The sequence below is a fragment of the Geodermatophilus sp. SYSU D00705 genome (assembly GCF_054050135.1).
Genome location: NZ_JBJGYT010000006.1, coordinates 1 through 14,525 on the forward strand (window position 1 = coordinate 1; position 14,525 = coordinate 14,525).

13 protein-coding genes are annotated in these 14,525 nt (G+C 75.2%); 8 read left to right on the forward strand and 5 right to left on the reverse strand.

All coding sequences use genetic code 11. The features are described 5' to 3' along the window. The first annotated feature begins 272 nt into the window (after positions 1–272). Genes ACI78Q_RS06550 through ACI78Q_RS06570 form a run of 5 tightly spaced genes read left to right on the forward strand, consistent with a single transcriptional unit; the run spans position 273 to position 6,794 of the window. Complete coding sequence (locus ACI78Q_RS06550; protein WP_456922515.1) at positions 273–1,247, forward strand: MBL fold metallo-hydrolase; 975 nt, start codon at positions 273–275, stop codon at positions 1,245–1,247. Continuing rightward, a complete protein-coding gene (locus ACI78Q_RS06555; RefSeq protein ID WP_456922516.1) occupies positions 1,244–2,884 on the forward strand; it encodes an FAD-dependent monooxygenase in 1,641 nt (546 codons plus the stop codon). The genes ACI78Q_RS06550 and ACI78Q_RS06555 overlap by 4 nt, the downstream gene beginning before the upstream one ends. A gap of 18 nt (positions 2,885–2,902) precedes the next feature. Continuing rightward, a complete protein-coding gene (locus ACI78Q_RS06560; protein WP_456922517.1) occupies positions 2,903–4,108 on the forward strand; it encodes a cupin domain-containing protein in 1,206 nt (401 codons plus the stop codon). Next, positions 4,105–5,355, forward strand: a complete 1,251-nt coding sequence (gene fahA, locus ACI78Q_RS06565) for a fumarylacetoacetase (RefSeq protein ID WP_456922518.1) — start codon at positions 4,105–4,107, stop codon at positions 5,353–5,355. The genes ACI78Q_RS06560 and fahA overlap by 4 nt, the downstream gene beginning before the upstream one ends. Positions 5,356–5,390: 35 nt before the next feature. Further along, entirely contained in the window at positions 5,391–6,794 is a 1,404-nt protein-coding gene (locus tag ACI78Q_RS06570) for an aldehyde dehydrogenase family protein (protein ID WP_456922519.1), read from the forward strand. Between the two features lie 75 nt (positions 6,795–6,869). Here ACI78Q_RS06570 and ACI78Q_RS06575 read toward each other — a convergent pair whose 3' ends face one another. Further along, positions 6,870–7,622: an SDR family NAD(P)-dependent oxidoreductase gene (locus tag ACI78Q_RS06575; RefSeq protein ID WP_456922520.1), complete on the reverse strand. Its 753-nt coding sequence runs from the start codon at positions 7,620–7,622 to the stop codon at positions 6,870–6,872. Positions 7,623–7,823: 201 nt separating this feature from the next. Here ACI78Q_RS06575 and ACI78Q_RS06580 point away from each other — a divergent pair, with 201 nt between their 5' ends. Then, entirely contained in the window at positions 7,824–8,516 is a 693-nt protein-coding gene (locus ACI78Q_RS06580) for an IclR family transcriptional regulator (RefSeq protein WP_456922521.1), read from the forward strand. Between the two features lie 155 nt (positions 8,517–8,671). Here the strand turns inward: ACI78Q_RS06580 and ACI78Q_RS06585 are convergent, their stop codons facing one another. After that, positions 8,672–8,890 carry a LuxR C-terminal-related transcriptional regulator gene (locus ACI78Q_RS06585; protein ID WP_456922522.1) on the reverse strand — a complete coding sequence of 73 codons (219 nt, stop codon included), beginning with the start codon at positions 8,888–8,890 and terminating at the stop codon, positions 8,672–8,674. Between the two features lie 234 nt (positions 8,891–9,124). Between ACI78Q_RS06585 and ACI78Q_RS06590 the strand changes: the two genes are divergently transcribed. After that, a complete protein-coding gene (locus ACI78Q_RS06590) occupies positions 9,125–10,171 on the forward strand; it encodes an AraC family transcriptional regulator (protein ID WP_456922523.1) in 1,047 nt (348 codons plus the stop codon). A gap of 58 nt (positions 10,172–10,229) precedes the next feature. Then, on the forward strand, positions 10,230–11,579 hold the full coding sequence (locus ACI78Q_RS06595; protein WP_456922524.1) for a diacylglycerol/lipid kinase family protein: 1,350 nt from the start codon (positions 10,230–10,232) through the stop codon (positions 11,577–11,579). Between the two features lie 69 nt (positions 11,580–11,648). Here ACI78Q_RS06595 and ACI78Q_RS06600 read toward each other — a convergent pair whose 3' ends face one another. The 3 genes from ACI78Q_RS06600 to ACI78Q_RS06610 all read right to left on the reverse strand — a co-directional run bounded on the left by ACI78Q_RS06600 (position 11,649) and on the right by ACI78Q_RS06610 (position 14,524). Then, complete coding sequence (locus tag ACI78Q_RS06600; RefSeq protein WP_456922525.1) at positions 11,649–13,424, reverse strand: SulP family inorganic anion transporter; 1,776 nt, start codon at positions 13,422–13,424, stop codon at positions 11,649–11,651. 33 nt (positions 13,425–13,457) lie between these two features. Then, positions 13,458–13,706, reverse strand: coding sequence for a three-helix bundle dimerization domain-containing protein (locus ACI78Q_RS06605; protein ID WP_456922526.1), 249 nt, complete (start codon positions 13,704–13,706; stop codon positions 13,458–13,460). Between the two features lie 98 nt (positions 13,707–13,804). Continuing rightward, positions 13,805–14,524, reverse strand: a complete 720-nt coding sequence (locus ACI78Q_RS06610) for a CPBP family intramembrane glutamic endopeptidase (RefSeq protein WP_456922527.1) — start codon at positions 14,522–14,524, stop codon at positions 13,805–13,807. Between the last annotated feature and the right edge of the window lies 1 nt (position 14,525).

Genomic DNA, 14,525 nt, shown 5'->3' on the forward strand with positions numbered 1-14,525 from the left:
CCCCCCCCCCCCCCCCCCCCCCCCCCCCCCCCCCCCCCCCCCCCCCCCCCCCCCCCCCCCCCCCCCCCCCCCCCCCCCACCCCCCCCCCCCCCCCCCCCGCCCCCCCCCCCCCCCCCCCCCCCCCCCCCGGGCGCCGTCGTCTCCAGGCGCCGATCGCATCCGGGAGAACGGCCGCGGGGGTTGTGTCGGCGACCACAGCCGCGTACCGTTCGAGTCGGTAAGAGAACGTTGCATTCGTTTATCGAACACACACCCCCCGGGAGACCGACCCATGGCCGCGAAGCCCTTCGCCTCCTCCGCCGACCTGGGCGTGAAGGAACAGACCCTCGAGGTGCTCGCCGACGGCGTGTACGCGCTGACCGCGGAGGGCGACCCGAACCTCGGTGCCATCGAGGGCGAGGACTTCCTCGTCTGCTTCGAGGCGCTGGCCACCCCGGTCGCCGCCCGCCGCTGGCTGGCCAAGCTGCGCGAGCACACCGACAAGCCGGTGCGCTACCTGGTGCTCAGCCACTACCACGCCGTCCGCGTGCTGGGTGCCAGCGCGTTCGACGCCGAGGTGATCGTCAGCTCCGAGCAGACCAGGCACCTCATCGAGGAGCGCGGCCAGCAGGACTGGGAGAGCGAGTACGGCCGGATGCCGCGGCTGTTCGAGGAGCCCGAGTCCATCCCCGGCCTCACCTGGCCGACCATGACCTTCCGCGACAAGCTGACCATCGAGCTCGGCGGCGACCGGGGCGAGCTGGTCCTGGAGTTCCTCGGCCGCGGGCACACCGAGGGCGACATCGTCGCCTGGCTGCCCAAGCAGGAGATCGTCTTCGCCGGCGACCTGGTGGAGTCCCAGGCGGCGCTCTACACCGGCGACGCGTTCCACTTCGACTGGGCCGCCGGGACCCTCGACCGCGTCAAGGCCCTCGGTGCGCGGCAGCTGGTCGGCGGCCGGGGCGCCATCGCCCGCGGCCGCGACCAGGTGGACGCCGCCATCGAGCAGACCCGCGACTTCCTGCTCACCATGCAGCGCACCGTCGGCGAGGCGCACCGCTCCGGCGGCACCCTCAAGGACGCCTTCGCCGCCACCCACGAGGCGCTGGCCCCCCAGTACGGCACGTGGCCGATCTTCGAGCACTGCCTGCCGTTCGACGTCCAGCGGCTGTGGGACGAGTTCTCCGGCATCGAGCGCCCCGTGATCTGGACCGCCGAGCGCGACCGCCAGGTCTGGGACGAGCTGCAGGGTGAGGATCCCCGATGACCCCCGACCTCCCCGTGCTGGTCGTGGGCGCCGGCCCGGTCGGCCAGACCACCGCGCTGCTGCTGGCCCGCTGGGGCCTGCGGGTCGTCGTCCTCGACGGCCGTGCCGAGCGCGACGCCATCGGCAGCAAGGCGATCTGCCAGCAGCGCGACGTCCTCGACGTGTGGGACGCCGTCGGCGTCGGCGCCGAGGTGGCCCGCCGCGGCGTCACCTGGACGACGGCGCGCACCTTCCACCACGACACCGAGCTGTTCAGCTTCCGGTTCGCCGACCGCGGGCGCTCCCCGTTCCCGCCGTTCGTGAACATCTCCCAGTGCGAGACCGAGCGGCTGCTCGACGAGCGCATCGCCGCCGAGCCCCTCATCGACGTGCGCTGGGGGCACCGGGTCACCGGCATCCGGCAGGACGACGCGGGCGTCACGCTGACCTGCGCGGACGGCCGGTCGGTGCGCGGCTCGTACGCGGTGGCCTGCCCCGGCCCCCGCAGCGACGAGGTGCGGTCGGCCCTCGGGCTCACCTTCGACGGCGAGACGTTCGACGACCACTTCCTCATCTGCGACATCCGCACCGACCTGCCCGGGTGGGAGACCGAGCGCCGCTTCTACTTCGACCCGGTGTGGAACCCGGGCCGCCAGGTGCTCATCCACCCCTGCCCGGACTCCACCTTCCGCATCGACTGGCAGGTGCCGCCGGACTTCGACCTCGCCACCGAGGAGGCCTCGGGCGGGCTGGACCGGCGCATCCGCCAGGTCATCGGCGATCGGCCCTACGAGATCGTGTGGAAGTCGGTCTACCGCTTCCACTCCCGGGTGGTCGACCGGATGCGGGTCGGCCGGGTGCTCGTCGCCGGCGACGCGGCGCACCTGGTCTCCCCCTTCGGCGCCCGCGGGCTGAACTCCGGCGTGCTCGACGCCGAGAACGCCGCCTGGAAGATCGCCTTCGTCCTGCGCGGGTGGGCGCCGGAGTCGCTGCTGGACAGCTACCACGCCGAGCGGCACGCCGCGGCGCTGGAGAACATCGAGGTCACCGGGGCGACCATGCGGTTCCTGGTGCCCGGCAGCGAGGCCGAGGCCCGGCACCGGCTCGACGTCCTGGAGCGGGCCGCCACCGACCCCGCCGCCCGGGCGCAGGTCGACTCCGGCCGGCTGGCCGAGCCGTTCTGGTACGTCGACTCCCCGCTCACCACCCCCGACGAGCGCCGGCCGTTCCCGGGCCGCCCCGCCCGCGGCGACGTCCCCGTCCCCGCGCCCGGCGTCCTGGTGCCCGACTGCCCGGTCACCGTGGCCGGCCGGCCGGACGTCGTCCGGCTGCGCCAGCTCGTCCGCGAGGGCGTCACCGCGCTCGTGGGGGACGACGCGGAGGTCCCGGCGCTGCCGCCGGCCTCCTCGCAGGGGCCCGCCGCGAGCTCGAGAGTGGCGGGGGGCAAGGAGGTCCTCCCACTGCCGGTGGCGGTGCACCGCATCCGCGACCTCGATCCCGGCCCCGTGCTCCGGGAGGCCCTCGGCGCCCGGCCCGACGAGGTCTGGGTGCTGCGCCCGGACGGTCACGTGGCCGCCGTCCTCACCCGCACCGCCGACGTCGCGCCCGCCGTGGCCCGGTTGCTCGCCCGCCCCGTCCCGACCCCCGTCCCGGCCTGAGAAGAGGAGGCACACCCGATGGCGTTCTACCGGCAGGTGGGCAGCATCCCGCCGAAGCGGCACACCCAGCACCGTCGTCCCGACGGCGGGCTGTACTACGAGGAACTGGTCGGTGAGGAGGGCTTCTCCTCGGACTCGTCGTTGCTGTACCACCGCGGCGTCCCGTCGGCGATCGTCGACGCCCGCCCGTGGCAGCTGCCCGACCAGTCGCTCACCCCGAACGCGCCGCTGGTGCCCCGGCACCTGAGGCTGCACGACCTGTTCCCCGGCGAGGAGCACAAGGCCGTCGACCCGGTGACCGGCCGCCGGCTGGTGCTGGGCAACGCCGACGTCCGCATCTCCTACGCGGTGTCGTCGCTGCCCTCGCCGTACTACCGCAACGCGACCGGCGACGAGTGCGTCTACGTCGAGCGCGGATCCGCCACCGTGGAGACGGTGTTCGGCGCCATCGACGTGGCGCAGGGCGACTACCTCGCCATCCCGCGGACGACGACGCACCGCTGGATCCCGACCGGCAGCGAGCCGCTGCGCACCTACGCCGTCGAGGCCAACAGCCACATCAGCCCGCCCAAGCGCTACCTGTCCCGGTACGGGCAGTTCCTCGAGCACGCCCCGTACTGCGAGCGCGACCTGCGCGGCCCGGCCGAACCGCTGCTCGGTGAGGGCACCGACGTCGAGGTCTACGTCAAGCACCGCGGCAACGGCCCGGGCGGGCTGGCCGGCACGATCCACGTCGTCCCGGAGCACCCGTTCGACGTGGTCGGCTGGGACGGCTGCCTGTACCCCTACGCGTTCAACATCGCCGACTTCGAGCCGATCACCGGCCGGGTGCACCAGCCGCCGCCGGTGCACCAGGTGTTCGAGGGCGCCAACTTCGTGATCTGCAACTTCGTGCCGCGCAAGGTGGACTACCACCCGCTCTCGGTGCCGGTGCCCTACTACCACTCCAACGTCGACTCCGACGAGGTCATGTTCTACGTCGACGGCGACTACGAGGCGCGCAAGGGCTCGGGCATCGGCAAGGGCTCGATCTCCCTGCACCCGGGCGGCCACAGCCACGGCCCGCAGCCGGGCGCGGTCGAGAAGTCCCTCGGCGTCGAGTTCTTCGACGAGACCGCCGTCATGGTGGACACCTTCCGCCCGCTGGACCTCGGCGAGGCCGGCACCGCCTCGGACGACGGGAAGTACGCCTGGAGCTGGTCGGGCCGGGGGCCGTCGGCATGAGAAACCCCCACGACGACGCTCCGCCGGCGCTCCACGTCTCCGCGGGGACCCCGAGAGGGAGCTGGCTGGACCTCCCGCCCGGCACCGGCTTCGGCCTGGCCAACCTGCCCTACGGCGTCTTCTCCACCGCCGGCACCGCACCGCGCACGGGGGTCGCCATCGGCGAGCACGTGCTCGACCTGGCCGCCGCCACCGGGGACGACGTGCACGCCACCGGCTCGCTCAACGCGTTCATGGCCCGCGGGCCGCAGGCCTGGGCGCAGCTGCGGGAGCAGCTGACCGACTGGTTCACCGACGCCGCGCACCGGGAGGCGGTCGAGCCGCATCTCGTGCCGCGGTCCGAGGTGACGCTGCACCTGCCGGTGGAGGTCGCCGACTACGTCGACTTCTACAGCTCCCAGCACCACGCGGAGAACCTCGGCCGGATGTTCCGCCCGGACTCCGCGGCGCTGACGCCCAACTGGAAGCACCTGCCGATCGGCTACCACGGGCGCTCGGGCACCGTGCAGGTCTCGGGCACCCCCGTGCTCCGCCCCAGCGGGCAGCGCAAGGCGCCGGCCGACGACGCGCCCACCTTCGGCCCGTCGCAGCGGCTGGACATCGAGGCCGAGGTCGGCTTCGTCGTCGGGACGCCGTCCGAGCTGGGCCGGCCGGTGCCGGTGGCCGACTTCGGCCAGCACGTGTTCGGCGTCTGCCTGGTCAACGACTGGTCGGCCCGCGACCTGCAGGCGTGGGAGTACGTGCCGCTGGGCCCGTTCCTCGGCAAGTCCTTCCTCACCTCGGTGTCGCCGTGGGTGGTGCCGCTGGCCGCACTGGAGGCGGCCCGGGTGGCCGCCCCGGCCCGCGACGTGCCGCTGCTGCCCTACCTCGACGACGCCGAGCACCCCTGGGGGCTCGACCTCACCCTCGAGGTCCGGCTCAACGGCGAGCTCATCAGCTGCCCGCCGTTCGGCCAGCTGTACTGGACCCCGGCCCAGCAGCTCGCGCACATGACGGTCAACGGCGCCTCCCTGCGCACCGGCGACCTCTACGCCTCGGGCACCGTCTCCGGCCCCGGCAGGGACCAGCGCGGCTCGTTCATCGAGCTCTCGTGGGGCGGCACGGAGCCGCTGACCCTCGCCGACGGCACCACCCGCACGTTCCTCGAGGACGGCGACGAGGTCACCATCACCGCCACCGCGCCCGGGCCCGACGGCACCCGCATCGCCTTCGGCGAGGTGTCCGGCCGGATCGAGCCGACGCCGTGAGCTCCCCCTCCCCCACCACACCGAAGGACATCGGATTGACTCCGTACGAGAGCCTGCTGGCCGCCGTCACCGACCCCGCCGGCCGCGCGGTCCTCGACCCGGCGACCGGCGAGGTCGTGGGCCGGGTGGCGCTGCGCTCCACCGACGACCTCGACCGCGCCGTCGCCTCCGCCCGCGCGGCGCAGCCGGCCTGGGCGGCCCGCGCCGACGCCGACCGCGTCGAGCTGCTGCTGCGCGCGGCGGACGCGGTCGAGGCGGCGGCCGAACCGCTGGCCGAGCTGCTCTCCCGCGAGCAGGGCAAGCCGCTCAACGGCCCCAACGCGCGTTTCGAGGTCGGCGCCTGCGCCGCCTGGCTGCGCGCGACCGCCGCCATCGAGCTGCCCGGCGGGACCGTGGTCGACGACGGGGAGACCTCCGCGGTGCTGCGCTACCGCCCGGTCGGCGTGGTCGGCGCCATCGGTCCGTGGAACTGGCCGATGATGATCACGGTCTGGCAGGTCGCCCCGGCCCTGCGCATGGGCAACACCGTGGTGGTCAAGCCCTCGGAGTACACCCCGCTGAGCGTGCTGGCCCTCGTCGAGGTCCTGAACGGCGTGCTCCCCGCCGACGTGCTGAGCGTCGTCGCCGGCGAGCGGGAGGTGGGCGCCCGGCTGTCGGCCCACCCCGGCGTGGACAAGCTGATGTTCACCGGCTCCACCGCCACCGGGCAGGCCATCATCCGCAGCTCGGCCGACACGGTGAAGCGGCTGACCCTGGAGCTCGGTGGCAACGACGCCGGCATCGTGCTGCCCGACGCCGACCCGCGCGCCATCGCCGAGGACCTGTTCTGGGGTGCGTTCATCAACACCGGCCAGACCTGCGCCGCCCTCAAGCGGCTGTACGTGCACGACGACGTGTACGACGAGGTGTGCGCGGCGCTGGTCGACGTGGCGAGGGCGATGCCGATGGGCCGCGGACTGGACGAGCGGAACGTGCTGGGCCCGCTGCAGAACCGCGCGCAGTACGAGGTCGTCGCGCGGCTGGTCGAGGCCGCCCGCGAGGCCGGCGCCAAGGTCCTGCTCGGCGGCGACCCCGACCCCGAGGCCCCCGGCCACTTCTACCCCGCGACGATCGTGGCCGACGTCGACGACGACAACCCGCTGGTGGCCGAGGAGCAGTTCGGTCCCGCGCTGCCGATCGTGCGCTTCGAGGACCTCGACGAGGCGGTCGCCATGGCCAACGGGCTCGACGTCGGCCTCGGCGCCTCGGTGTGGAGCGGCGACCGGGAGGCAGCCCGCGCCGTGGCGGCCCGGCTGGAGGCCGGCACGGTCTGGATCAACTCCCACGGCGGTGTGCACCCGATGGTCCCCTTCGGCGGGGTCAAGCGGTCCGGGTACGGGCTGGAGTTCGGCGTGGAGGGCCTCAAGTCGGTCGCGGTCCCCCAGGTGGTCAACGGCTGAGGGCACCCGGCGGCGGCGCCCCGACACCTCCCGGTGCCGGGGCGCCGCCGCGTCGTCCCCAGCCGTACCCGGCTGCTACTGCGCCGTGTAGCCGCCGTCGACGGTGTACTGCGCTCCCGTGACGAACGCCGCCGCATCCGACAGCAGGAACGTGACCACCTCCGCCACCTCCTCCGCGGTGCCCAGCCTGCCGATCGGGTGCCGACCCGCCAGGGCGTCGTACAGCTCGGCGGGCACCTGCCGCAGCAGCGGGGTCTCGATGTAGCCCGGGTGCACGGAGTTGACCCGGATGCCGCGAGCGGCGTAGCCGAGGGCCGCCGCCTTCGTCATGCCCGCCACGCCGTGCTTCGCGGCGACGTACGGCAGCGACGCCGGGGTGCCGACGAGCCCGAGGATCGACGACACGTTGACGATCGCCCCGCCTCCGGCCTCGAGCATCGGCGGGATCTCGTACTTGAGCCCGAAGAACACCGAGTCGAGGTTGACGGCCATGAGCGCGCGGTAGCCGTCGACGTCGATGTCGGCGACGTCGCCCCTCGGCCCACCGATCCCGGCGTTGTTGACCGCGAGGTGCAGTCCACCGAACTCGCTGACCGCGAGCGCGACCGCGGACTCCACCTGCCCGGGGTCGGTGACGTCGCCGACCGCTGCGACCGCCCTGCCGCCCGCCGAGACGATCTGCGCGACGAGCCCGTCCGTGCCCTCCTGCGAGAGGTCGTTCGCGACGATGCTCGCCCCGCCCGCGGCGAGCTGCAGCGCGACGGCCCGGCCGATGCCCGATGCCGCGCCGGTGACGAGGGCCGTCCTGCCCGTGAAGTCGAATGCCATGCCCACGCTCCTCCTGTGTCGGGACCATGCACCTGTCGGGACCGTGCACGCCGCCGCCGATCGGTGGAGCCCCGCCCGTCGCACCCGGCGGAGCAGTGGACCAGCCCGGCCGAACGCCGGTCCACCCCGGTCCTGCGCCTCCGCCGCGGCCCCTGAGGGCGACCGTAGGCTGGACCAGCGGACGACTCCGGGAGGACGGCGATGGCGGCAGAGGACGGCGGGGGAACGCCCCAGTCGCAGACGTTGGACCGCGGGATCCGGATCCTCGAGCACCTCGCCGCCGTGGGCACCCCGCAGCCGATCGCCGACATCGGCCAGGCGCTGGGCCTGCACCGGTCGATCACCTACCGGCTGCTCCGGACGCTGGAGGACCACCAGCTCGTCGAGCGGGACGCCGTCGGGCACTACTGGCTGGGTCTGGGCGTCGCCGGGCTGGCCCGCGGCGTGCGGACCGACCTCCAGGCCGCCGCGCTGCCCCGGCTGAACGAGCTGGTCGCCGAGCTGGGCATGACCGCCTTCCTGGTGGTCCGCACCGGGGACGAGGCGGTCACCGTGACCAGCGTCGAGCCGCAGGACACCGCCGCGCACATCGTGTACCGCCCCGGCACCCGCCACCCCGTCGGCCGGGGCGCGCCCGGGCTGGCGCTGCTCATGCCCGACGCGCCGTCCCCCGAGGACCGTGCCGCGCTGACCGAGGCGCGCCGGGTCGGCTGGGCCAGCTCCCACGGCGAGGTGATCCCCGGCATCCGGTCGATCGCCGCGCCGGTGCTCGGCCCCGACGGCGGTGCCCGCGCCGCGCTCGCGGTGGTCTTCGTCGACGAGGGCGCCGACGCCGAGCGGGTCGGGCGGGCCGTGACCGCGGCCGCGCAGAAGGTCGCGGCCGGCCTCCGCTGAGCCCTCCCGGGAGGGCCCGCCCCGTGCCGGACCCCGCCAGGCGGACGCGCCACGGACCCGGGGGCCCTCTGTCGCCCGCCCGGCGGGGCTGCACCCAGTGTGAGCAGGAACCGCGGGCGTCGCGACCCGGCGGCCGAGCAGCGCCGCGCGACCGCTCAGATGACGCCGAGCTCGCGGGCCTCGTCGACCATCCCGCTACGCGCGGTGACCGCGAGCTTGCGCCGGACCCGGCGGATCCGGGTGCGGACGGTGTTCCTCGTGACCGACATCCCCACGGCGATCTCGCGCGTCGACCGGCCCGCCGCCAGGTGCCGCAGCAGTTCGAGGTCGCGGTCGCCGAGAACCCGGGACCCGTCCGGCAGGGGTCCCGTCACGGCGCCTGCTCCCCCGTCGGAAGCCGCGCGGGGGCGCAGGACGTCCGGGCCGACTGCACCGGAGGGAGACGGCATCGGTCCTCCCGGGGGGGTGCACGGGCCGAGGGGCGGTGGGACACCTGACTCGGTCGCCCGCCATCCGACCGCGTCCACGCTAGCCAGGCGCGGCGTCATGGGCTTTACGCATCAGGTCCGGCTCCTTACCTTTTGGCGCATCGCGGAGGGGGAACGGCCATGCGCCCACGCGTCCGGACGGCCTCGCTCACCGGGTACGCCGGCCTGGCCCGGTCGCTGGGGCTGGACCCGGCGGACCTGACGGCCCGGGTGGGGCTGGACCTCGCCGACCTCGACGTCCCGGACCGGTGGGTCCCCGCCGCCCCGGTGGCCCGCCTCCTCGAGCTCTCCGCCCGGGGATCGGGTCGCGCGGACTTCGCCCTGCGCCTGGCCGGGCTCCGCCGGCTGGGCACCCTCGGCCCGATCAGCGTGGTCCTCCGCGACGAGCCGGACCTGCGCAGCGCCATCGACCTGCTGATCCGGTACGAGCGCGCCTACAACGAGGCGCTGCACCTGCGCCTCGACCAGGTCGACGGCGCGGCCACGGTGGCGGTGTGGCTCGAGTTCGGCGAGCCGGTACCGGTCGGGCAGGCGCTCGACCTGGTCATGGGCGCCGCCCTGGGCGTCGTCCGCATGCTGGTCGGCGCGGACTGGAAGCCCCTCGCGGCCACCTTCGCCCACCCCGCGCCCGAGGACCCGGAGCCGTACCGCGCCCTGTTCGGCCCGGACGTGCGGTTCGACCAGGCGGTCACGGGACTCGTGCTGCCCGCGCGCGACCTGAGCGCCCCGGTCGTCACGTCCGACCCGTCCGTGCGGCCCTACGCCCAGCAGTTCCTGCACACCGTGGTCGCGCCCGCGGAGCCGACCGCCGCCGTCCAGGTGGCGGAGGCGGTGCAGCTGCTGCTGCCGCTGGGACGCTGCTCGATGGACGAGGTGAGCCGGCACCTCGGGCTGCGCCCGAGGGCGCTGCAGCACGCCCTGGCCGACGAGGGGCAGACCTTCTCCGCGGTCCTGCACGCCACCCGGGCCCGGCTGGTCGAGCGCTACCTGCCCGCCGACCGGTACTCACTGACCGAGGTCTCCCAGCTACTCGGCTTCCGGGCACCGAGCGCGTTCACCCGGTGGTTCCACGAGCGCTTCGGCACCAGCCCGAGCGAGTGGCGGCGGGCCGCCCGCGACGCGGCGGCCGAGGACGGAGACGGAGCGGGAACCGTCCGGGGAGGGTGAGCAGCCGGTGCGCCCCGGAGCGGGACCATCGCCGGACGGCGGCCCCGGGAGGTGCGTGGTGGCTTCGGTGCATGCCCGGCGGTGGTGGGCGCGAGCGTCCCTGGCCCTGGTCGCGGCGGCGTTCGTCCTCCTCCTGGCCTTCGCCGGGGACGGCGGCCTGTGGCTGGTGCTCCTGACCGCGGCGGGCGCCGCCCTCGTCGTGGCCTCCCTGTTCTGGTTCCTGCTGCACCGCGGGCCGGTGCGCTGGCTGGCCCTCGCCCTGGCCGTGGCCACACCGGTGGTGCTGGTCGTGGTCTTCGCCGCCGCCGACCTGCTGTGGGTGGCCGTGGTCGCCGCCGTCCTGCAGGCCGCCGGCGTGGCGGCCGCCCGCACCGCGCTGCACCCGGACCGGTCGGAGTGGGCGCTGCCGATCACCGAGGTCCCGGCACCCCAGCGGCCGTTCGTGCTGATGAACCCGCGCTCCGGGGGCGGCAAGGTCGGCCGGTTCCGGCTGCGGGAGCAGGCCGAGGAGCTCGGCGCGGAGGTGGCGCTGCTCGACCGGCCCGGCACCGACGTCCAGCAGCTGGCCCGGGACGCCCTCGCCCGCGGCGCGGACCTGCTCGGCGTGGCCGGAGGCGACGGCACGCAGGCGCTGGTGGCGCAGGTCGCGGCCGAGCACGACGTCCCCTTCCTGGTCGTCAGCGCCGGCACGCGCAACCACTTCGCCCTCGACCTCGGGCTGGACCGCGAGGACCCCAGCCGCTGCCTCGACGCGCTGCGCGACGGCGTGGAGGCCCGGATCGACCTCGGTGAGGTCAACGGGCGGCCGTTCGTCAACAACGCCTCCTTCGGCGCGTACGCGGAGATCGTCGAGAACCCCGCCTACCGCGACGACAAGCGCGGCACCACCCTGGAGGCGCTCCCCGACCTGCTGAGCCACCGGCGCGGGGCCCACCTGCAGGCCGTGGCCGGCGAGCTGGTCGTGGACGGGCCGCAGGCGGTGCTGGTGAGCAACAACCCCTACGAGGACTCCGACCTGGCCGGGATGGGCCGGCGGTCCCGCCTCGACCGCGGGGTGCTCGGCGTGATCGCGGTCCGGGTGGACACCGCCCGGCAGGCGGTCGGGCTGCTGCAGGGCGCCCACCAGCGCGGGGTGCAGGGCACCGAGGCCGCCGAGGTCGTGGTGACCGCCGACGTCCCCGAGGTGCCGGTGGGCATCGACGGCGAGACGGTGCGGCTGTCGACCCCCGTCCGCTGCACCGTCCGCCCCGGGGCGCTGCGGGTCCGGCTCCCGCGGGAGCGGCCGGGCATCCGGCCGCCGCGGGGGCGCCTGCAGTGGGCGGCGCTGTGGAACCTGGCGATGGGCCGGTCGCCCGCGCCTCCCGTCCCGGCTCCGGACCGGCCGGCCTCCGTGGGGCCGGAGGCCTGAGAGTGGGGCCTGAGGCCTGAGACCGCCCGGGCCGAGGTCCGGGCCCTCAGGACGCCGAGGTTCCGGCCCTCAGGACGGGGACGGCCGCGTCGGTGGCTCGAGGGCCTCCGGGGCGGGCGGCTCGAGGGTCTCCGAGGCCGGCGCGGGCCGGGGCACCGGCCAGGTGGCGCCGGTCTCCCGGCGGAACGCGTCCACCGCGGCCTCCACCGTGGGGAAGAAGTGCTGCGGCTGGATCTCGTGGGTCAGCCCGTAGCGCTCGATCTTGCGGCGGACCGGGTCCTTGAGCTCGGCGAACACCAGCGACTGCCCGCGCCCGTCGAGCAGCCGGTCGAGGTCCTCCAGCACGTCGGCGGCCGTGGTGTCGACGTCGGTGATCGGCTCGGCGGCGACCAGGATCCACCGGGGCGCGGGGTCGCTGCGGGCGATCGCGGTGACCTCGTCGCGGAAGGTCTTGGCGTTGGCGAAGAACAGCGGTGCGTCGAACCGGTAGATCACCAGCCCGGGGAGCCGGCGCGCGTCCGGGTAGGAGCGGACGTCGTGGTACCCGGCCACGCCGTCGGCCAGCCCGAGGACCGTCTGGTACGGCCGCCAGGCCCGGCGGAAGACGTTGAGGATGGACAGGCCGACCGCGATCGCGATGCCGGGCAGGACGCCGAGCAGCGCCACCCCGGCGAACGCGACGATCGACAGGCTGAACTCCACCCGGCGCTGGTGCCACAGGCGCGCGGTGCCCGGCAGGTCGGCCAGCGACAGCGACGCAGTGATCACCACGGCCGCCAGCGCGGACTGGGGCAGGTCCCGGAACAGGCCGGGCAGGAACACGATCATCACGATGATGAGCGCGGCGCCGGTGACGCCGGTGAGCTGCGACCGCATGCCGGCCCGCTCGGCCACCGCCGTGCGCGAGGCGCTCGTGCTGACCGGGAAGCCCTGGAACAGGCCCGCGGCGAGGTTCGCCGCCCCGATGCCGATCATCTCCTGGTTGCCGCGCACCTCCTGGCCGGTGCGCTCGGCGAACGACGACGCCGTGGAGATGGTGTCCGCGAGGGAGACCAGCGCGATCGCGAACGCCCCGGCGAGCAGCGGTGCGACGTCGGACCAGGCGACCGCGGGAAACGTCAGGGGCGGGAACCCCTCCGGCAGGACGCCGACCAGGCTCACGCCGCGCTCCCCCAGGTCGAAGGCGCCGCTGACCGCGATGGCGAGGACCACCATGACCAGCACCCCCGGCACCCGGGGCGCCCACTGCCGCAGGGCGAGGACCACCGCGATGCCGCCGATCCCGACCGCCGCGGCGGCCGGCACGGTCTCGCCCCGCGCCACTCCCTGGACGAAGGCGGCGAACTCCGCGATCAGCCCGTCGGCGTCGACCGAGAACCCGAGCAGCTTGGGCAGCTGGCCGACCAGGATGGTCAGCGCCAGCCCGTTCATGTAGCCGATCATGGTCGGCTTCGAGAGCAGGTCGGCGACGAAGCCCAGCCCCGCGAAGCCGGCCGCGAGCATGACCGCCGCGGTCATCAGCGCCAGCATCGAGGCCAGCGCGACCGCCCGTTCCGGGTCCCCGCCCGCGACCACCAGCGGCAGCACCGTCGCGGCGATCATCGGGCCGAGCGAGGAGTCGGGCCCGAGCACCAGGATGCGGGACGGGCCGAACAGCGCGTAGGCGAGCAGGCAGGTGATCGTCGTGTACAGGCCGGTGATCGACGGCAGCCCCGCCAGCTGGGCGTAGGCCATCCCCTGCGGCACGAGGAGCGTGGTCAGGACGATCCCGGCCACGAGGTCCTTGACCAGCCACGCCCGGCGGTAGCCGGTCAGCGCACGGACGCCCGGGGGGACCGGTGTCATGGCCACCACCTCACGACGTGGGCCGGCCCCTGCTCAGCGGGCCGTCCCGCGGGTGCGGAACGCGTCCCGCACGCGCTTCTCCACCAGGATCGGGACGAAGGCCTGCACGCGGGCGCCGGCGAACGTCGCGAGCGCCGCCGCGGCCAGGTCCCGCACCTCCTCGGGGTCCGCGCCGTACTCGCGGGCGACCCGGCCGGCCAGCAGGTCCAGGAACGACGCCCCCGGCGGGACCGGCAGCAGGCCGTCCTCGTCCGGAGCGACTCCTGCGGCGACGACCGTCACGCTGCACCTCCTCGTGGCCCGGCCCGGGTCCGCCCACGGTCCCGGGCCGGCGTGCCGCGACGCCTCACCCGCGGCGGATGACCGGCGGGATGCGCAGGTCAGCCGCCGGGGGCGTCCAGGCGCCGGGCGAGCAGGCCGAACAGGACGCCGAGCGCGTTGGTCGCCCAGTGCGCCCCGGCGGCGGCCACCACGCTGCCGCTGCGCCGGCGCAGCTCGCCGAAGACCAGGCCGCCGACCGTGGTCAGGACGACAGCGCCCACGACGACCGCGGGGCTGCCCGCGCCCCCGACGGCATTCGAGACGCCGCGGTTGGTCCCGCCGACGTGCAGTGCGGGGAGCACGTGCCACAGCCCGAAGAGCACGGAGGTGGTGACCAGCACCTGCCACGGCCGGCAGTGGCGGGACAGCGCCCCCCACAGCACCGAGCGGAAGGCGATCTCCTCGAGGACCACCGTGCCGAGCGGGATGACCAGCAGCGCGGTGCCCAGCGCCTGCGGCAGCGGCAGGTCGTAGCGGTCGTCCTGGAACGCCGGCCGGGTCGCCGGGAGCAGCACCCCGACGACGTAGACGCCGGCCACCACGGCGACCGCCCCCAGCGCCCACCGGCAGCCCGACCGCAGGCGGTCGCGGCCCAGCCCGAGCTGCGCCCAGGTGAGCCCGTCGGCACGGGCGCAGGCGAGCAGGGCGGCCCCCTCCAGCCCGCGCACCCACCACGGCGGGTGCAGCAGGTGGTCGACGAGGTTGACCGCGACGAGGGTCAGGACGACGGCACCCGAGACCACCCGGTACCGGCGGCGGAGGGCGGCGGACGTCGTCACG